Origin of the sequence: Evtepia sp., assembly GCF_034090835.1 — a bacterium.
Taxonomy (GTDB): Bacteria; Bacillota; Clostridia; order Oscillospirales; family Oscillospiraceae; genus Evtepia.
Genome location: NZ_JAXDRS010000027.1, coordinates 23,682 through 42,073 on the forward strand (window position 1 = coordinate 23,682; position 18,392 = coordinate 42,073).

The window sequence follows — 18,392 nt, forward strand, 5'->3', positions numbered from 1 at the left end:
GATATGAAGAAAATATGCTCCCTTTCTGCGCTGATTTTCCTGCTCGTCCTGCTGCTCTGCACGCCTGCCATGGCGGCGATGGAGTACGGCGTTATCTATGACGAGACCGAGATGCTGGCGTCGGAAACGCTGACCCTGCAAGGGGAAAAGACGCTGCCCATGCTCTCCAGGACCCTGGGCCTTGATCTGCGGGTGGATGTGCTGACCGAGATCAACGACAACGGTGTCATCGACACCGCCGAAGCGCTCTACGAGAACTACGACTACGGCTATGGAGAGGAGAACGAGGGCGTTTCCCTGACCATTTACCTGGAGCCCCAGGACGACGGTACCTACGCCATGTCCTCCAGCGAGGACTGGTGCGTCTATGTCAAGCTGAGCCAGGAGAGGGGCAGCAGTCAGGAACTGGCCAACATCATCCGCGATGCGGTCCAGCCCTGCATGGAGTTGCAGGACTGGGACGGCAGCGACATGACCGCAAGCAGCACCGCCCTGACCAGGGCCGTGGACGCCATGTCTGTGGCCGCAGAGGCCTACATCCTGGGTGAGCCCGCCGGCTCCGGCCAGGAGACGGGCACGGAAGCCCCCGAACCCTCCGACACGGCGGAAGAGCCGGGGTTCGACATTACGGACATCGAGTACGTGATGGACGAGAGCGGTGTCCTCTCCGAAAAAGAGTGGCTGGAGCTGGAGTCCCGGGCCAAGAGCATTTCCCAGAGCCATCAGGTGGGCGTCTACTTCTACATAGTGGATGACTATACCCTGTACGGCGACGGTGAAGTCTACGACGTGACCACCAAGATCTACCACGGCATCGATCTTGGCCTGGGCAAGGACCGCAACGGCATCATCGTCCTGCTCAGCATGAAGGAGCGGGACTACGCCATGTTCGTCTATGGCGAGTTCGCCGAGTATGCCTTTGATTCCTACGGACAGGAAAAGCTGGAAGAGGCTTTCCTGGAGAACTTTGGCAGCAACGACTGGAAGACCGGCATCACCCACTATCTGGACACCTGCGACGAGTACCTGACCAAGGCCGAGGAGGGCAAGCCGGTGCGCCCCGCCCACTGGCCGTGGGTGCTCATGATGACGGGACTCTCCTGCCTGGTCGCAGGGACCATCTGCATCGTCCTCATGCGCAAGATGAAAACGGTCCACCAGAAGTCGGAGGTCGATGCCTACATCGCCGCCGGTGGTCTGAGCCTGACCGATCAATACGACCGGTACACCCACACCACCGAGACCCGGGTCAAGATCGAGAAGGAGAGTTCCAGCAGTGAAAGCGGCGGAGGCGGAAGCGGCCGCAGCGGGAAATTCTAAGAAGGAGGCCAGACCATGAAGACAACCTATCTTCGCCGGGTCCTTTCGGCACTCCTGTGCGCCATCCTGCTCCTGGGCCTGGCCGCCTGCGGCGAAAAAGCCCCCACCCCTCCAAAGGACGAAGTAAGCACCGCTGGCGGCAAAACGGGCCTGCAAGAAGACTCCGACCCGGAGACCACCTCGGAGGAGGGGGCGGAGTCCCTTGCCTGGCTGCGGTCCGACATGACCGACAGCAGCCAGACCACAGGCGGGGTGACCTACCTGGGCCACCGGGACCAGGGTGACACCGTCCCCCTGTCCAACTGGATGAAGACCCACTGGATGGGCCTGGTGGATACCCTGCCCTTCATGCTGGAGATCAGCAGACAGCGCACCCTGGGCCCGGGCTACGGCGACCTGTACTGCATTGTTCCCCGGGATGGAGACACCAGCCTTACCGTGGAGCGGGTCGCCTGGAAGGGCTCCGCTGCCACGCCGGTGGCCGGAGAGACGCTCTACCAGGGCGACGGCAAGCCCGTGTTCCTCTTCGTAAACTTTGAGACCTCCCGGGAGAAGCCGGACACCCGGATCACCCTTGTGACCAAGGATGGAGTCAAGGTGGTCTGGTACCCGGTGAGCGACGAGTACGACGTCCCGGTGGTGCCCGCCGGGAAGGGGGGCGAACCCATGCTGATGGACTTTTCCATCTTCGGCGTTGTCACCGGGCTGGACTATCCCCAGGACTGGAGCCCCCAGGACCAGGGAGCCACCCAGAATGGCTGGACCGAAGAGGAGTGGCGGTGGGGGGAGGAATGGCAGCCCCCGGCGGGGACCGAGTGGCTGCCTCCCACCGACCAGGGACTTGCCCGCACCACCTGGCTCTGCGGACCATGGATGATGGACATGAGCTGGGGGGACGGAGACCCGAACTATTCCGGTGCCGTGACTCTTTACTACCAGGAGAGTGCCGGACAGCTGTATGAGCTTTGCTATTCCGGCGTCTGGCGCATGGAGGGCGACCGCCTTTGCATGAAGCTCTTTGCCTCCAGTGACTTCTGCATCCAGGGCAGGTATCCGGTGCTGATTGACGCTTCCGGTGAGCACCTTCACGTGGAGGCTGACCCCGACACCTATTCGTGCCCGCCCTTTTTCGACGACGATATGCTTTACAGAGATCTGACGCTCACCTACGGCTGAGAAACAGACAAGGCGCGCCGGACCGCTGCGCGCGTGAGAGGAGATCTTGTATGGGTATTTTTGACAAACTGAACCAGGCTGCCATGGGCAGCGCAGCCGCCGCTGGGCCCTCTGTGGGTGCGCATTGGGAGACTTTCACCTTTGCGGCCCTCCCCGAAAGTCTTGCCCAGCTGCAAGCCATCCCGGAGGCCGCCCTGGCCACCCCCTTCCAGACGGCCGCCCTGACCGTCCTGGCTCTGTGCGCCTGCGCCGCCGACCGGACCATCGGTGCGGAGATGCTCAACTGGCTGCGGGGCCCGCGCCCTCTGACCGGCCAGGACCTCTCCTTCCTGCATGACCGGTTCCGGGATGGAAAGACCTACCTGCCCTTCACCTACTTTGCAGGCGCCTCTCCCGACAACAACTATACCCCCGCCCGGCCTTATACCATCCACATCGAAAGCAACCACGTTTCCGGTGCGGAGCCGGGCTACATGAAACTGTTGATCCCCTGCGGCGGCGCGGACGCCCCCCGCCCCATCAAGCTCCGCCAGCGGGGCAGTGATGGGAAGTGGTTCCTCTGGGAGCAGTATCTGCTGGTCGGCGTCCGCACTCCGAAGGCCTCCGATCCCTGGGCGTAGCTCCGGAGGCGGGGCCGGGACAGGACCGGTCTGGGGAGCGGCCAGGAAAACATTCGCATTTGACAGAGGGGGCCGATCATGAAAACAGTGCTATTTCTCTCATCCAATAAGATGCTTGGGCAGGGATTATCGGTGGCCTTTCGATCAAAGCCGGAGCTGGATTTCCGATGGGCGGCTCAGCTCAATTATCCGCAGGCCATCGTTGCGGTCGATATTTTCCATGCCGATGTCGTGATATTGGATCTTGTGGATCAGGCGGATATGGAGCAGGCGGTTGCGATCTGTCAGTCCATTCGGCGGGATGAGCAGGATGTAAAGATCCTGCTTCTGGTCAGGCCGGAAGAAGCGGTGGTGCGCAAGGAGGCTGTAGACATCAAAAATTCTGGCCTGGCAGATGATTTCGTCTTTTGTGATAGTTCCCTGACCTACCTGCTTGCGAAGCTGGAGGCGCTGTGATCTTCCCGGGAGAACAGCGCCTGCAGCAGACGGCAGGAAGCCATCGGATAGAAAGCGGCTTTGAGACATTCAAAGCTGCCCTTTCTTTTTCTCCGGCGGCGTGCCCCAGGCAGAGGTGGGGGATGCAGGGGCGGGAAGAGAGGCCACTTTTTTTTGTGCGGCGGCTGTGGTATACTGCTGGTAAAACGAAACAAAGGAGGCGGATGGTATGCGTACGCCGGAAAAGACATTTTCTTTGCGAAACGGAGTGGAGATCCCTGCGCTGGGTTATGGGACCTGGAAGATGCCGGAGGGTCCGGAGGGGGTCCAGGCGGTGAAGACCGCCCTGGAACTGGGGTACCGACACATTGACACAGCGGCCTGCTATGGCAACGAGACCAGCGTAGGCCGGGGCATCCGGGCAGCGGAGATCCCCAGAGAGGACCTCTTTGTGACCAGCAAGGTGTGGAACACCGACCGGGGCTATGACAAGACCCTGGCGGCCTTTGACCAGACCATGGAAAATCTTGGCCTGGATGTGCTGGAGACCTGTATCTCATCCACTGGCCTGCGGCCGCCCACCAGGATAAGGACTGGGAAATCACCAACCGGGAGACCTGGCGTGCCATGACCCGCCTGTACCGGGAAGGCAGGGTGCGGTCCATTGGGGTGTCCAACTTCCTGCCCCATCACCTCCGGGGCCTTCTGGAGACGGAAGAGATCCCCATGGTGAACCAGATCGAGTTTCATCCCGGCTGGATGCAGCCGGAGGTGGTATCTTTCTGCCGCACCCATGGGATCTTGATTGAGGCTTGGAGCCCCATGGCCCGGGGACGGCTCCAGAACCATCCACTGCTGAAACAGTTGGGGGAGAAGTATGGAAAGACCCCGGCCCAGCTGTGCCTGCGCTGGTGCCTGGACAACGGGACCCTGCCGCTGCCGAAATCAGTGACCCCCAGCAGGATGCAGGAGAATCTGGATCTGTTTGACTTTGCCTTGGCGCTGGAGGACCTGGAGGCGATGAACGGGATGGAAACCGCAGGGTATTCCGGTCTGGACCCGGACCGCATTGATTTCTAAAGGAGGGGCAAGATGTTTGGTCGGAAGAAGAAACGGGAGGAAAAGGCAGCCCATCAGAAGGCCGTGCGCAAGGGCCTGCTGTTCTGGCTGCCGGGGGGTTCCTCCCGGCTGGATGTGTATGTGGACTACTGCGTGATGCGCTGCCTCAGCAAGACCAGAATGGAGGAAAAAGAGCGGGTCATCCCCTTCACCTCCATTAAGGATGTGGTGTATACGCCGCCCACAGCCATGCGCCATGCCTGCCTGCAGCTTATCACCAAGGAGATGCCCGATGTGAAAAAGAGCTACTGGTACGCCTATGAGAATAATCTGGTGGTGGTGCATCCCTCCACGGAGGAGCTGGCCCATAAGGTCCGGGAGTACATTCTCAACCCCAATGGGTCCAGCGTCATTCCCCCGGATTACTTAAACCAGCTGAAGAAGGAGGTCCGGCAGGCCCGCCGGGCGGAGAAGGAAGCCCAGGCCCAGCAGGAGAAAGAGAGCCGGGAAGAGAAACGGGCCGAGGTGGAGAAAAAGCCGGAGGAGCAGGCGTAAAGAAGAGGAGAGAAAGAGAACCATGAATCAGAAGCTGTTTTCCCCGGGTCAGATCGGGACCTTGACCCTGCCCAACCGCATTGTGATGACCGCGGCTGCGGCGTCCCTGTCGGAGCCGGATGGCACCATGACAGAGGAGATGCTGGTCTATTACGAGGCCCGTGCAAAGGGCGGCGTTGGCCTCATCATTACAGAGATGGTCTGCGTGGATCAGGCGCACGGGGTCCTGTACGACCGGGAGCTGAACGCTGACCGGGAGGAGAACGTGGCGTCCTTCCGGCAGTTGGCGGACCGGATCCATCCCTATGGCACCAAAATTTTTGCCCAGCTGTTCCATCCTGGTTCCAACGCAGACCCGAAGTTGACGCCGGTGCTGCCCCTGCTGTCGGCCAGCAAGGCCCGGGGAAAGAAGCGGGGAGAGGCCCGAGAGGCCACCCGAGAGGAGATCCGTGAGATCGTGGAGAAGTTTGGCCGGGCGGCGGAACGGGTCAAGCGGGCCGGATTTGATGGGGTGGAGATCCATGCCGGTCACCACTATTTCCTGCATAGCTTCCTGAGCCCTGTGACCAACCACCGTACCGATGAGTACGGCGGAAGTCTGGAGAACCGCACCCGGATTCTGCGGGAGATCGTGGAGGCCATCCGGGCCACCTGCGGTAAGGATTTTCCCCTCATGTTCCGGGTGTCTCTGGAGGAGTATATTGGCAGAGAAGGGTACCATGCGGATACCGGCATTAAGATCTGCCGGATGCTGGAACGCTGGGGAGTGGACGCCATCAACGTTACGGCCTCCGGCACGGACAGCAAGCTGAGCCAGAGCGTGGAGCCTATGAACTATCTGCAAGGCTGGCGGAAGCATTTGCCCAAGGCGGTGAAGGGGACGGTATCCATTCCTGTCCTGTCGGTGGCTCTTATTCGGGACCCGGCTTATGCAGAAAAACTGCTGGAAGAGGGCGTGCTGGACTTTGCAGGCTCGGTCCGCAGCCATCTGGCAGACCCGGAGTGGGCCAGGAAGGCCCGGGAGGGGCGGACAGAGGACATCATTCCCTGCATTTCCTGCATGGCCTGCTTTGAGAAGTACGAGGTGGACCGGCACATCACCTGCGCCGTGAACCCGGAGACGGGATACGAGGCATCCCTGCCGCCCTTGAAAGAGGATGGTGAAGGCCGTCTGGTGGTGGTGCTGGGCGCGGGCCCGGGGGGCATGGAGGCAGCGTGGATCGCGGCCCGCCGGGGCTTCCGGGTGGTGCTGTTTGAAAAGGCGGACGTGCCCGGCGGCCAGCTGCGGCTGGCAGTTCGCACGCCCCGCAAGGAGAAGATCCAGTGGCTGATCGACAGCCTGGTCCATCGCTGCGCCCAGGCGGGGGTGGAGTTCCGGTATGGATGTTCCCCTACAGTAGAGGAATTGAAGGCCATGGCTCCCTATGCCGTGTTGGATGCCACCGGTGGTCACCCGGCCATTCCTGCTTCCATCCAGGGCGCAGCGGAAAGCCCAATGGTGTGCACGCCCCCGGAGATCATTTCCGGGGAGGCAGCGATCCGGGAGGAGAGCGTTGTGGTGGTCGGCTCTGGTATGACCGGCCTTGAGACAGCGGAAATTCTGTCGGAGCGGGAGAACAACAACGCGGTGATGGTGCTGGAGGCAGCGCCTCGCCTGGCACCCGGGGTCCAGGGCTCCAACCGCAATGCAGTCACGGCGATTTTGGAGATCAACAACGTGGTCTTCCTGTGTAACCGCACCCTGACCAAGGTGGGAGAGGGCCGCATCTGGTTCTGTGACACCAAGACTGGGGAAGAGTATGTCTATCCCTGTGATCGGGTGGTACTGTCTCTGGGGACGGTACCCAATGCACCCTATGGAGAAGCCCTGCACGACGTGTGCCAGCGGGTGTATTCCATTGGCGACCGGGCCAAAGGCGGACAGATCTGGGACGCAGTACGCAGCGGATACCGGACAGCCCTGACACTGTAAGAGAAAGAATCCAAAAGATGCCCTGCCAATTGGCAGGGCATCTTTTTTACAGGAAGCAGAGGTTTAACAGAGAAAGGATGGAGAATTTAACAAAGGGTGTGTAGAGTAGGGGGTGAGATAAGAAGAAAAGAAACGCAGTTGGCCCAGGAAGAGCAGGAGGAAGAACTGTGAAAGAATTAAGACAAAAAAAGGGCTTCATCTGTGACATGGATGGCGTCATTTATCATGGAAATCGGTTGCTGCCTGGGGTTCGGGAGTTTGTAGACTGGCTCTACCGGGAAAAGAAGGAATTTCTGTTCCTGACCAACAACAGCGGCAAGACCCAGCGGGAGCTTCAGGGGAAGTTATCCCGTCTGGGCCTGGACATCGATGAAAAACATTTCTACACCAGTGCCTTAGCCACGGCAGAGTTTATTGCCAACCAGATGCCGGGAGCAAAGGCTTTTGTGATCGGGGAACCAGGCTTGCTCAACGCATTGTACGAGCGGGGGATCACCTTTGACGATGTGGCGCCTGACTATGTGATCGTGGGGGAATCCAGCAGTTATACCTACGATAACATTTGCCGGGCTGTGCGGTGTGTGCAGCGGGGAGCGAGATTGATCGGTACCAACACAGACCTGACCGGCCCCACAGAATCTGGTGTGGTTCCTGCCTGTCGGGCGCTGGTGGCCCCCATTGAACTGGCCACGGGAAAAGCAGCGTACTATATTGGCAAACCCAATCCTCTCATGATGCGCACGGGGATCAACATGCTGGGGGTCCATTCTCAGGACACCGCCATCATCGGAGACCGGATGGATACCGACATTGTGGCCGGGATCGAGTGCGGTCTGGATACGGTGCTGGTGCTGTCCGGGGTGACGGATCGAAGCATGGTGGATCATTTTCCCTACCGGCCCCGCCTCATTCTCAGTGGAGTGGGGGAGATCCCGGACGCAGCAGAAGAGGAGGATTTCTCTCCGGTGGAAGCGTTGGCCGTGTAAACGCCAACGGGAGAACAACAGGCACAGAGAGACGCTGTGCCTTTCCTTCAAAAGAAAAACGGTGCACAGAGTGGTTCTGTGCACCGTTTGTTTATCTCTGGTATTCGAAGTCCAGGTTGTAGAGGCTGACCAGGTCGCCGTCCTTGATTCCCATTTCTTCCAACCGGTCGAAGAGTCCGGCGTTGCGGAGCATACGGTCGAACCAGTTGCGGGATTCGTAGTTGGAGAAGTTGACGTTGGCCATGATCTTCTGGAGCCAGGGGCCCTCCACGATCCACACGTCGTCCTCGTGACGGATGGACAGGGGTTCGGAGGTGTCCACCTGAGGGGGACGCTCCACGTATTCCGGCTCGTAGACGATCACCGGGGGCAGGTGGGCCAGCTCGCCGGCGGCGGCCTTCATGAGTTCCCGGACCCCCTGATGGGCGGCAGCGGAGAGCTCAAAGAAGGAGAGGCCAAGCCCTTCCACGTGGGCTTTCAGCTTTTCCAGCAGAGTGCGGTCCTCCAGAATGTCGGTCTTGTTGGCGGCCACGATCATCTTCCGGCTGGCCAGCTCGGGGCTGTATTCTTTCAGCTCAGCGTTGATGGTCTCGAAGTCCTCCACCGGGTCCCGGCCTTCCGAGCCGGAGACGTCGACCATGTGGATGAGCAGGCGGCAGCGGTCGATGTGGCGGAGGAAGTCGTGGCCCAGCCCGGCGCCGTCGGAGGCGCCTTCGATGATGCCGGGGATGTCGGCCATGACGAAGGAAACCCCTTCATCCACAAAGACGACCCCCAGGTTGGGGAAAAGGGTGGTGAAGTGGTAGTTGGCGATCTTGGGACGGGCCTTGGTGGCCACGGAAAGCAGGGTAGATTTCCCCACGTTGGGGAAACCCACCAGGCCCACGTCAGCCAGGAGTTTCAGTTCCAGCAGGACGGTCCGCTCTTTGCCAGGCAGGCCGGCCTTGGCGAACTGAGGAGTCTGACGGGTGGGGGTGGCGAAGTGCTTGTTGCCCCAGCCGCCGTTGCCGCCCCGGCAGAGGACGAAGGGCTCGTCCCCGGACATGTCCTGGATGATCTCTTTGGTTTCGGCATCCCGGACCACGGTGCCCCGGGGAACCTTGATGATGAGGGGGGCGCCGTCTTTGCCGGTGCAGCGTTTTCCGCTGCCGTTGCCGCCGTTTTCGGCTACGTATTTGCGTTTATAGCGGAAGTCCATAAGGGTGGACATCCGGTCGTCCACCTGGAGGATGATATCGCCGCCTCGGCCGCCGTCCCCGCCGTCGGGGCCGCCGGCAGCCACGTACTTTTCTCGGTGGAAGGCCACCGCGCCGTTGCCGCCTGCACCGGAGCGAACCAGGATGCGGGCGGTATCGATAAAGGTATTTGCCATGGGGCACCTTCCTTTCTTTGGGGATGGATGAGAAACGTTGGAAAAAAGCCCCGAACGGGGTTCCGTTCGGGGCTTAGGATGCGCAATTTGTCGGAAATTACTCCGCAATGGCCTCAACGATGGAGACCTGCTTGCGGTCCTTACCCAGCCGCTCAAACTTGACGCGGCCGTCCTTCAGGGCAAACAGGGTATCGTCCTTGCCGATGCCCACGTTGGTGCCGGGATGGATGTGGGTGCCGCGCTGACGAACCAGGATGTTGCCGGCCAGGACGAACTGACCGTCGCCGCGCTTAACGCCCAGACGCTGAGCCATGGAATCACGGCCGTTACGGGTGGAGCCAACGCCCTTCTTGTGAGCGAAGAACTGAAGTCCGATATGAAGCATAGGTTACACCTCCATGACGATAATGTTTTCGGGGTATTCCTCCTGAAGCTGGACGAAGTAGAGCATCAGGGAGGCCAGGAGAGTCTGGCAGACCTGATCGGCTTCTCCTTCCAGGTTCCGGGGGAGTTTGAGGGAGATGGAAGCGTCTTTGTCGCTGACTTTCACGGCGGCCTCCAGGCCGAGGACGTCGTTGATGGCGCACTCGGTCAGGCGGACGGCGCTGGTGACAGCGGCGCAGAGGATATCCTCTCCGGATTCGGCCAGACCGCTGTGTCCCTGCACGGAGAAGGAGACAATGCGGCTGCCGTCAGTTGCGAAAGAAGCGGTTGTCATTAAGCGTTGATCTTCTTGATCTCAACCTTGGTATAGGGCTGACGATGGCCCTGACGCAGACGGTAACCCTTCTTGGGCTTGTACTTGAAGATGACGACCTTCTTGCCCTTGCCGTTCTTCACGACGGAAGCGTCGACAGAAGCGCCTTCCACCAGGGGAGCGCCGAACTTGGGCTCGTCGCCCAGAACAGCCAGAACCTTGTCGAACTTGATCTCGTCACCGGCTTCATTGTTCAGCTTTTCGATGAACAGGACGTCGCCTTCTGCGACCTTGTACTGCTTACCGCCGGTCTCAATGATTGCATGCATGCTGTGTGCACCTCTTTCCTTAATTACGGGCTCGCTGTCGTGGGCGAAACGCAGGGGGAGAAACTCCTGCGCCTGCTTCTTGACCCATTCAAAGCGGCTTTAAAATTATATCAGCGAGGAAAGGGGAAGTCAAGAGGACAACGACGTTTTTCCAAGAATATTTTAGGAAATGGGTTCGATCTTGGCGGCCAGGGCGATCCAGCCGTTCTTTTCCATCCGGCGGATGACGGTGAGTCCGGCCTTGTTCAGAGCGGCAGCCACTTCGTCCCCTCTCTGGTCGATGATACCGGAGCAGAGGAAGGTCCCGCCGGGAGCCAGCAGGGTGGGCACCAGGGGAGCCAGAGGGATGATCACGTCGGCAACGATGTTGGCCAGCACCAGGGGGGCCTTTTCCTGGGCCAGTTCCCGGACCAGACCGTCATCATCCAGTACGTTTCCAGCCAGGAAACGGCAGCGGTCCTTTCCGATGTCGTTAAGGGCGGCGTTTTCGTAGGCCACGTCCACGGCCTTGGGGTCGATGTCCACACCCACAGCGTGGCTGGCGCCCAGCCGCAGGGCGGCGATGGCCAGGATGCCGCTGCCGCAGCCCAGGTCCAGCACCGGGGCACCGGGCACGGTGTAGTCCTCCAGCCCTTCCAGGCAGAGCTGGGTGGAGGCGTGAGAGCCGGTACCGAAAGTGAGGCCGGGGTTCAGGAGCAGACGAGTTGCGCCCTCGGGAATGGCAGCGGTGTCTCTTTCCCACTCGGGAACAATGTAGAGCTTTTTCCCGATGGCCAGGGGGCGGTAGTACTTCTGCCAGCTGTGTGCCCAGTCGTATTCCCGCAGGGGGACGGAAGTGTAAGGTAGGTCAATGCCTTTGAGGTATTGGGCCAGCTGGGCCTGTCCGTCCTGGTCGTCGGTGACATAGAGCTTCACCCGGGAGACCCCTTTCATCTGCTCCATAAGTTCGTCGTCCACGTAGTCCCAGTACTGGCGGTTTTCTTCCAGGAAGGAGAGGAACTCTTCCTCTTCCTCCACCACGAAGCCGGTGACTCCGTTGGCAATGAGCCGGGCGGAGAGGGCCTCCAGCTCTTCGGATTTGGTGTTGATGGCGATCTCAAGCCATATGCTGTCCATGGCGCATCCTCCTGTGGTTGTGATAGTTTGTCATATCGTAAGGGTATTTTACCATGTTTTTGCCCTGGGAACAAGGAAAAAGCCCCCGGCACGGAGGTCCGTGCCGGGGGCTTGGATGGTGAAAAAGAGGGGATCGCGAAGATTACACGTCGCGAGTCCACAGGGAAGCCATAGCGGGGCCGCCGCCGACGCACAGGGAAGCGCCGCCCACGGTAGCGCCACGACGCTCCATTTCGTAGAGCATGGAGACAATGATCCGCAGACCGGTGCAGCCGATGGGGTGACCCAGGGAGATACCGGAACCGTTGACGTTGGTGCGCTCCATGTCGATCTCCCAGCCGTGCTCTTCCTTCAGCTTGCGGCCGACACCCAGGAACTGAGCAGCGAATGCCTCGTTGATCTCCCAGTAGTCCACGTCAGCGAAGTCCATGCCGGCCTGCTTCAGGCACTTGGGGATGGCGTAAGCGGGGCCGATGCCCATGTACTTGGGCTCCACGCCGGCGCTGCACATGTTGATCATCTTGGCCATGGTCTTCAGGCCCAGCTCCTTGGCCTTGTCAGCGGACATCACGATGACAGCAGCAGCAGCGTCGTTGATGCCGGAAGCGTTGGCAGCGGTGGTGACACCATCGGGGGTGAAGACAGCCTTCATCTTGGAGATGGTCTCGTAGCTGCAGTTGCGGATGGGATGCTCGTCGGTGTCAATGGCGATATCGCCCTTCTTCTTGTTGTGGATCACAACGGGAACGATCTCGTCCTTGAACTTGCCGCTGTCAATGGCAGCGCAAGCGCGGTTGTGGCTGATGACGGCCAGCTCGTCGCACTCTTCACGGGTGACGTTGCAGAGCTTTGCCACGTTGTCAGCGGTCACGCCCATGTGGCCGGGAACCAGAGCGTCATACAGAGCGTCGTGGATCAGGCTGTCGTACAGCTCAGCGCCGCCCTCGGTGGGGATGCCGCCCATGCGGTAGCCCATACGAGCCTTGGGGAGCAGGAAGGGAGCCTGGGTCATGTTTTCCACGCCGACGACCAGACCGATGTCGGTCTTGCCCAGCTGGATGTTCTGGCAGGCGATCTCCAGAGCACGCATACCGGAGGCGCAGTTCTGGTTGACGGTGACAGCGCTGCTGCTGATGTCCAGGCCGATGCGCATGGAGACCTGACGGGCAGGCAGGGAACCCTGCATACCGGTATAGCACTCACCCATGACGATTTCATCGATGGTCTTAATATCAATGCCGGCGCGGCGAATGGCTTCCTTACCAGCGGTAATAGCGAGCTCTCTGGCGGACACATCCTTGAACTGGCCCTGGAACTTGCCGATGGCAGTGCGGCAGGCGCTCACGATAACTACATCTCTCGGTTGCATTTGAGATATCCTCCTGTACAATCATATATTTGTTCATTTTATACTAAAATGATTTAATCAAATTCACGTATGGATATATTATACACCGAAAAGGAGCGGTGTCAAGCCGAACTATAGGCCAGAGAGAAAAATTTTCTGATAGGAATGAAGGAGAAAACTTGAGATTCTGGTACAAACTATGTATAATAGAACCATCCAAACCCACAAGACCCTAAATGGGGAATGCATCACTTCTGTCATTTTCCTCGAATAGAGAGATGTGGGGCGAAATAAAGGAGGCGTGTCCATGAGCAAGATCCCGGAAAAGTGGCATGACGCGGCCATGGCCCTGTCGTTGGAGATCGCAAGGGACAGCGACAACTTCCCCAAAAAGGTGCTATCTCTTTTTGATAAACACTTTGGATTTCGGCGGAGCATTTTTTTCCCTTATCACTTCTCGTCCTTTCCGGGTGTTCCTTCCCGCCGGGTGAGCACCTTGAGCAACTACATCACCTACGGCATCCGATACGGTCCCATGTATGACTACAAGGACCACATTTATAAAGATGATATTTTCCGCTATTCCTCTCTGCCGGCCCATTTAAAGGGACGGCATGTGATCTTCACGGAGGATGTGATGCCCCTGGAGGAGTATGAGCGGACCCCCTATGGCATTCATATGTCCGGGGAAGATATGTATTACCAGGCGGTGCTGTTCTTTTACCTGGGGGACCGGGTGATCGGTTCCATGGGCCTCTTCCGGTCCCGGGAAGAAGGCGGCTTTGGGGAGGAGGAGCGGAACCTCCTGGAGTACCTGGCGGTCCTGGTTGAGGCCAATTACCAGAACTACCTCCGCCACAGCGGCGAGGCCCGGTTCCATGACAGCTTCAACCTCTTTTACCAGGAGAATAAAATGGGGGCTGCCATTCTCAACCAGGATATGACCGTCATGCAGTGCAACCAGGCGGCCAAGGACATCAGCCGGGTGTTCTGGGAGCAGTACCGGCATAACCAGGGTCATTTCCTGCGGAGCAACTACCAGGGAGAGAGCCAGTTCCGGGAAGTGCAGACCATGATCAATGAGATCAGCGAGCGTCTGACCACCCAGGGCGGGAGCAGCCAGACCATCACCTCTCTGGCTGGGGACATCACCTTTTATCATACTTCCTTCCTGTCCTCCAGCGCAGCGGGGCTCATCCAGACCTGGCACCTGATGCTCATCACCTGCCAGACCAAGGAACTGCCCAAGAACCTGAACCATCCCTACAACACCTTGACCCAACAGGAGCGGCGGATCGTCTATTACCTGGCCTCTGGTATGAAAAATGAGCAGATCGCCGAAGAGCTGCACATTAGCATTTATACCGTCCGCACCCACATTGCCAATATTTATAAGAAGTTTGAAGTGAACAACAAGGTAGACCTGCTGATGCACCTTCAGCCCATTTTAAAGGAGCAGGGAAAGCCGTAAGAATGAGAAAACACCACGCAGCGGGACAAGCCCTGCTGCGTGGTGTTTTTGGTTAAAGGGACGCCAGAATGGCCTCGTAGCAGCGGACGGTCTCCTGGGGCGTTCGAGTGCCAAAGAGGTAGTGCCGGCCGTCGTGGGTGGTGAGAAGGAGGAAGGGCGGACAGGTGGGGTCCAGGGCCACCTGGACCGAGCCCAGGCTGGGGGCGGAAAAGGTCCCTTTCAGCAGGGTGTCCATTCCGGTGCCGTGGGTCCGGCCCAGATGCGGGGGCAGCTCCTCCAGCAGCTGGGCAGAGGCCACCTGGGTGCAGGACAGGGTATAGTCCTCGCCGTTTTGCCCGGCGGTGATTTCCTGGCTGGTGACGGTTAAGAGAAGGGGTGTCTGGGCGTAGGCGTTCAGAGCCGGCCCCAGGAACGGCAGCGCCAGCAGGCAGGCCAGCCCCAGGGCGGTCAGGACCTTCCCTGCCGGGCGGGCCAGATTCACGGTGGTGTTCAGCCCCGTCCGGGCGTTCACAAAGAGGTGCCGGTCCCTGGGGTTGTAATAAAACAGGCCCAGGAGCCAGCGGTCGTCTTCGTCCCGATAGGGATCTCCGCCCACAGACTGGGAGAGGGTTTCCTGCTGCTTTCGGGTGCGAAACTCTGCGGCCAGACAAACTGCGGTCATGAGAATGGCCAGGGCAAAGAATAGGAGCAGGGCGGGCAGCCCTTGGAGCGGAGGCAGACCCAGAACCAGACTGCACCCGGCCAGGCAGTAGGCGCACACCCCCCAGACCAGATTCCAGTTGCGGCGGCGGAGGGCGGTGAGGGCTTTGGTGCGGTCCAGGTCCTCCCCCACCTGCTCCGGGCGGTCCCGGTAGGTATAGCGATAGCAGAGGAAAAAGAGGACCTGGCAGAGCGCCATGATGACGGAAGAAGGCCACAGGGCCCTGTCCCAGAGAAGGGGAAGCAGGGAGAGCAGGACCGGGGGCAGGAAGAACCAGACAGGGAGCCGGCGGAAGGGTGGGATGGCTTCCTTAGGGATGGGAGCAGGCTGCTGTCCCAGCCGATTCCAGCCGTGAACCTGTTTCAGTCGTTTTAAGTCCCGGTTGCAGAGAACGTAAGGAACATAGGGGAGCAGGATACAGGCAAAGAGCCAAAACCCCCAGAAGGCGAAGGAGAGGGAGAAGGAGGGAAGAAAAAGGCAGGGGAGCGCAGCAGCGGTCAGGGCCAGACAGAGCCAGCCCATCTGCTTTCGGAACCGGCGGAGCCGGGCCTGGACCTCCGGGTGCTGCTGTCCCTCATAAGGAAAGGTGACACCTGCGGCGATTCCCTTTTTCCATTTGGTCTCGTTTCTGAGCAGAAGGAACAGGAGCGCAGGGAGCCAGATAACGCTGATCCAAAGGATGATGGTGCCAGACATAAAAGGACCTCCTTTCGAGGGGTGGGTCAAGAGGGCAGGGAGTAACGGCGTTCTTTTTTGACGATCAGATTTTTCTGCAGTAAGACCGACAGGGCCTGGCTGACCTCCTGTGGGGAGAGCCCCAGGGTCTCTTCCAGTTCACCGGGGGAGGCAGAGACGTGGTCGGTGAGATACTCAGCGATCTGCTGGCGGGTCAGTTCCTCTGCGGAAAACTCTCTGGGAGGCAGGGGAAGAGAGAGGCTGGTGACCCCGGCCTTAAAGGCCTCGGACAGGGTGGGGGTGGTCCAGCCCTGCTGCGCCCAGAGGGTATAGATGCTTTTCAGCCCCTTCCCGGTACCGGACCCCAGTTTGATCAGGGAGAACAGGCGGGTGAGGACCATGTTGCGAGGGTCGGCGGCGCCGCCTTCTTTGGCAGCGTCCGGGGAGACCCGGAGCAGGCCTCCGTTGGAGACCTGGAGCCTGGTGTCCGTGCGCTGGATCATGAGCCCGCCCCGGCTGAAATAGTCGGCGTGGAGGATGGCGTTGAGGACCGCCTCCCGCATGGCAGCAGCCAGGTTGTCCCGGCGGCGGGGGTCTTTCTCCAGCAGGGCGGCCACGGCAGTAAGGCGGCGGGCGGTCATGGTGTAGAAGGAGAAGAGGTTTTCCGGGGGACCCGGACGGATGGTGGCCAGTTGGAACCCGGTGTCGGTCTCCCGGTACTCCAAGCGGAGCTGAGGAAAGACCTCTCGAATGGCGCTCCGTTTGCCCAGAAGGAGGAGTCCGGCCAGGGTGGGATGGATTTCGCTGTCCTGGCCCCGGCCCAGCACGCCAGCGGCCAGAAGAAAGGGCTGGTCAGGGAGAAAGTTCCAGGGGTGTTCCGGCTGCCGCATGGCCATGAGCAGACGGAAGTGCCGCAGGGTCTCCTGGCAGAGGTCGTCGGGGGAGCGGCCGTCCAATACGGCCAGGTCAGCCGGGGCGTCGTCCCGGTCCCGGAGCATGGCCCGGACTTCATCGGGGGAGCAGTGGTAGTCCCCCTCCCCATCCCGGCGGTAGGAGCCGGTAAAGGGGCTGTCGCCGATGTACACCGGACGCTGGTGCCGGTTGGCCCTGGGAACGGTGATGACCAGGATCTCCTTTTCCTGGATGGTGTGGCGCTGCACATCGCTGGGCTGTAGGATGTTGGCGCTGACCTTGGACGGGTTGGTGACAGTGTCCCAGAAGATGGTCTCGTAGGCGTTCCCATTGGGGACCCCGGTGATGCGCAGCTGCTTGTCAGAGGATTCCTCCACCCCCAGCAGAATGATCCCGCCGATGGTGTTGGCGAAAGCAGAATAGGTTTCCCACAGGCTGTGGGGGAAGCCTCCTGCGGCTTTTTTGGCTTCGATCCGGTTGTTCTCATGGTAGCGCACGATGTTGTTCAGGTCGATCATGGACAGTACCTCCCGTTCAGGAAACGGAGCCCATCGTCTATGGGAAGGGTAAGATAGGAATTACTCTATTATATATAGGTATATATTCCTTGTCAATTTGCGAAATCCGGGTCTTCCAGAGGAGAGAAAAGAATTGCCGAAAAAATTTGAAAAAGTGCTTGACAAATGGAGAACCATGCTATAAAATAAACATCGTTCCGCAAGAGAACACGGACGATTAGCTCAGCTGGTATGAGCATCCGCTTGACGTGCGGGAGGTCACAGGTTCAAGTCCTGTATCGTCCACCAAAACACCTGAAACCAAATGGTTTCAGGTGTTTTTTTGCGTTTTGCGGGATAAAAGCTGAGATCCGGCCAGGGCATCCCGAGGGATACAGCGGTTCTGTTGGCTCGTTGGCGGGCCAGAAGGCCCCAGGGCAGACCAACGGGGCTTTCTACCGGAAGATCATGGATCGGGACAGTGGGTGGACTGTGGATCCATGGTCTTCCATAGGAATAAATTTGCAAGAATACCGTAGGTCCTATTCATGAAAGGACGGAAAAATCTGGGAAGAGAGAGGGTAAAATTATCATCTGTTAATTGCGGTGGAATGATTTTACAATGGAAGGATAGACTTCCGTCATTTCAGCCTTTTTCCGCTCTTGCAGTGGAAAAACCACTTGCCTTCCCTGTGTGGATGATGTTTTTGAAGGACTATCAGGAGATCTGCTCCCGGCACAGCGTTGCGCCCAATATGATCGAGTTTGAGCTGACCGAGACCATTATGTTTGAGGATCCCCAGGGCATCAAGTCCATCATTGACGACATCCATGCCTATGGTTTCCGGTGCTCTCTGGATGATTTTGGCACAGGGTTTTCTTCTCTGGGGCTTTTGAACGACCTGGATGTGGATGCCATCAAGCTGGACCGGAGTTTCTTCGTAGGGAAGAACAACAACCGCCGCGGGCGATATGTGGTAGAGTCCGTGCTGAAGCTGGCCGCGCAGCTCCATGATGTGATTGTGAATATGTCCTTTGTCTATGTGAGTAGATAAAACAAATTCGTACTCGTCTTTGAGTATCTTTTTACACAGCTCTATACCGATTTGGTGTGCCATTTTAGGCGTGGTTTCTCCCGGTAAAAAGGATTGA

Annotated in this window: 17 protein-coding genes, 1 tRNA gene and 2 pseudogenes; 11 read left to right on the forward strand and 9 right to left on the reverse strand. The window is 59.2% G+C overall.

Annotated elements, in window-relative coordinates; translation table 11 throughout:
- Positions 1-3 precede the first annotated feature (3 nt).
- From SOR61_RS05405 to SOR61_RS05440, 8 genes and pseudogenes are all read left to right on the forward strand, one after another.
- On the forward strand, positions 4-1,320 hold the full coding sequence (locus tag SOR61_RS05405) for a TPM domain-containing protein (RefSeq protein ID WP_320611657.1): 1,317 nt from the start codon (positions 4-6) through the stop codon (positions 1,318-1,320).
- A gap of 15 nt (positions 1,321-1,335) precedes the next feature.
- Positions 1,336-2,496: a hypothetical protein gene (locus SOR61_RS05410; RefSeq protein WP_320611658.1), complete on the forward strand. Its 1,161-nt coding sequence runs from the start codon at positions 1,336-1,338 to the stop codon at positions 2,494-2,496.
- 50 nt (positions 2,497-2,546) lie between these two features.
- A complete protein-coding gene (locus SOR61_RS05415; RefSeq protein WP_320611659.1) occupies positions 2,547-3,116 on the forward strand; it encodes a DUF6935 domain-containing protein in 570 nt (189 codons plus the stop codon).
- A 78-nt stretch (positions 3,117-3,194) separates the two neighbouring features.
- Positions 3,195-3,572, forward strand: a complete 378-nt coding sequence (locus SOR61_RS05420; RefSeq protein ID WP_320611660.1) for a hypothetical protein — start codon at positions 3,195-3,197, stop codon at positions 3,570-3,572.
- A gap of 208 nt (positions 3,573-3,780) precedes the next feature.
- A pseudogene (locus tag SOR61_RS05425) lies at positions 3,781-4,631 on the forward strand (aldo/keto reductase).
- Positions 4,632-4,643: 12 nt separating this feature from the next.
- Positions 4,644-5,165 (forward strand): hypothetical protein, encoded by a 522-nt coding sequence (locus SOR61_RS05430; RefSeq protein ID WP_320611661.1) that lies wholly within the window; start codon positions 4,644-4,646, stop codon positions 5,163-5,165.
- Positions 5,166-5,187: 22 nt separating this feature from the next.
- A complete protein-coding gene (locus SOR61_RS05435) occupies positions 5,188-7,137 on the forward strand; it encodes an FAD-dependent oxidoreductase (protein ID WP_320611662.1) in 1,950 nt (649 codons plus the stop codon).
- A 167-nt stretch (positions 7,138-7,304) separates the two neighbouring features.
- Positions 7,305-8,123, forward strand: coding sequence for an HAD-IIA family hydrolase (locus SOR61_RS05440; RefSeq protein ID WP_320611663.1), 819 nt, complete (start codon positions 7,305-7,307; stop codon positions 8,121-8,123).
- Positions 8,124-8,214: 91 nt separating this feature from the next.
- Here the strand turns inward: SOR61_RS05440 and obgE are convergent, their stop codons facing one another.
- The 6 genes from obgE to SOR61_RS05470 all read right to left on the reverse strand — a co-directional run bounded on the left by obgE (position 8,215) and on the right by SOR61_RS05470 (position 13,006).
- A complete protein-coding gene (obgE, locus tag SOR61_RS05445) occupies positions 8,215-9,495 on the reverse strand; it encodes a GTPase ObgE (RefSeq protein ID WP_320611664.1) in 1,281 nt (426 codons plus the stop codon).
- Between the two features lie 97 nt (positions 9,496-9,592).
- Entirely contained in the window at positions 9,593-9,880 is a 288-nt protein-coding gene (rpmA, locus tag SOR61_RS05450; protein ID WP_320611665.1) for a 50S ribosomal protein L27, read from the reverse strand.
- Positions 9,881-9,883: 3 nt separating this feature from the next.
- Positions 9,884-10,213: a ribosomal-processing cysteine protease Prp gene (locus SOR61_RS05455; protein ID WP_320611666.1), complete on the reverse strand. Its 330-nt coding sequence runs from the start codon at positions 10,211-10,213 to the stop codon at positions 9,884-9,886.
- A complete protein-coding gene (gene rplU, locus SOR61_RS05460; RefSeq protein WP_320611667.1) occupies positions 10,213-10,521 on the reverse strand; it encodes a 50S ribosomal protein L21 in 309 nt (102 codons plus the stop codon). Before rplU ends, SOR61_RS05455 begins: the two co-directional genes overlap by 1 nt.
- A gap of 162 nt (positions 10,522-10,683) precedes the next feature.
- Positions 10,684-11,637 carry a 50S ribosomal protein L11 methyltransferase gene (gene prmA, locus SOR61_RS05465; protein ID WP_320611668.1) on the reverse strand — a complete coding sequence of 318 codons (954 nt, stop codon included), beginning with the start codon at positions 11,635-11,637 and terminating at the stop codon, positions 10,684-10,686.
- Positions 11,638-11,779: 142 nt separating this feature from the next.
- Positions 11,780-13,006, reverse strand: a complete 1,227-nt coding sequence (locus tag SOR61_RS05470) for an acetyl-CoA C-acyltransferase (protein WP_320611669.1) — start codon at positions 13,004-13,006, stop codon at positions 11,780-11,782.
- A 286-nt stretch (positions 13,007-13,292) separates the two neighbouring features.
- Between SOR61_RS05470 and SOR61_RS05475 the strand changes: the two genes are divergently transcribed.
- Positions 13,293-14,456 carry a helix-turn-helix transcriptional regulator gene (locus tag SOR61_RS05475; RefSeq protein WP_320611670.1) on the forward strand — a complete coding sequence of 388 codons (1,164 nt, stop codon included), beginning with the start codon at positions 13,293-13,295 and terminating at the stop codon, positions 14,454-14,456.
- A 52-nt stretch (positions 14,457-14,508) separates the two neighbouring features.
- On the opposite strand, the gene SOR61_RS05480 is transcribed toward SOR61_RS05475, so the two are convergent.
- Both SOR61_RS05480 and SOR61_RS05485 read right to left on the reverse strand, forming a co-directional pair.
- Positions 14,509-15,852 (reverse strand): hypothetical protein, encoded by a 1,344-nt coding sequence (locus tag SOR61_RS05480; RefSeq protein ID WP_320611671.1) that lies wholly within the window; start codon positions 15,850-15,852, stop codon positions 14,509-14,511.
- 26 nt (positions 15,853-15,878) lie between these two features.
- Entirely contained in the window at positions 15,879-17,261 is a 1,383-nt protein-coding gene (locus tag SOR61_RS05485) for an RNA-binding domain-containing protein (protein ID WP_320611672.1), read from the reverse strand.
- A 211-nt stretch (positions 17,262-17,472) separates the two neighbouring features.
- Here SOR61_RS05485 and SOR61_RS05490 point away from each other — a divergent pair.
- Positions 17,473-17,549, forward strand: a tRNA-Val gene (locus SOR61_RS05490).
- 446 nt (positions 17,550-17,995) lie between these two features.
- On the forward strand, positions 17,996-18,295 hold the full coding sequence (locus tag SOR61_RS05495) for an EAL domain-containing protein (RefSeq protein ID WP_320611673.1): 300 nt from the start codon (positions 17,996-17,998) through the stop codon (positions 18,293-18,295).
- On the opposite strand, the pseudogene SOR61_RS05500 reads toward SOR61_RS05495, so the two are convergent.
- Positions 18,251-18,392 (reverse strand): annotated as a pseudogene (locus SOR61_RS05500) (relaxase/mobilization nuclease domain-containing protein); the annotation flags it as partial. The gene SOR61_RS05495 and the pseudogene SOR61_RS05500 sit on opposite strands and share 45 nt — an antisense overlap.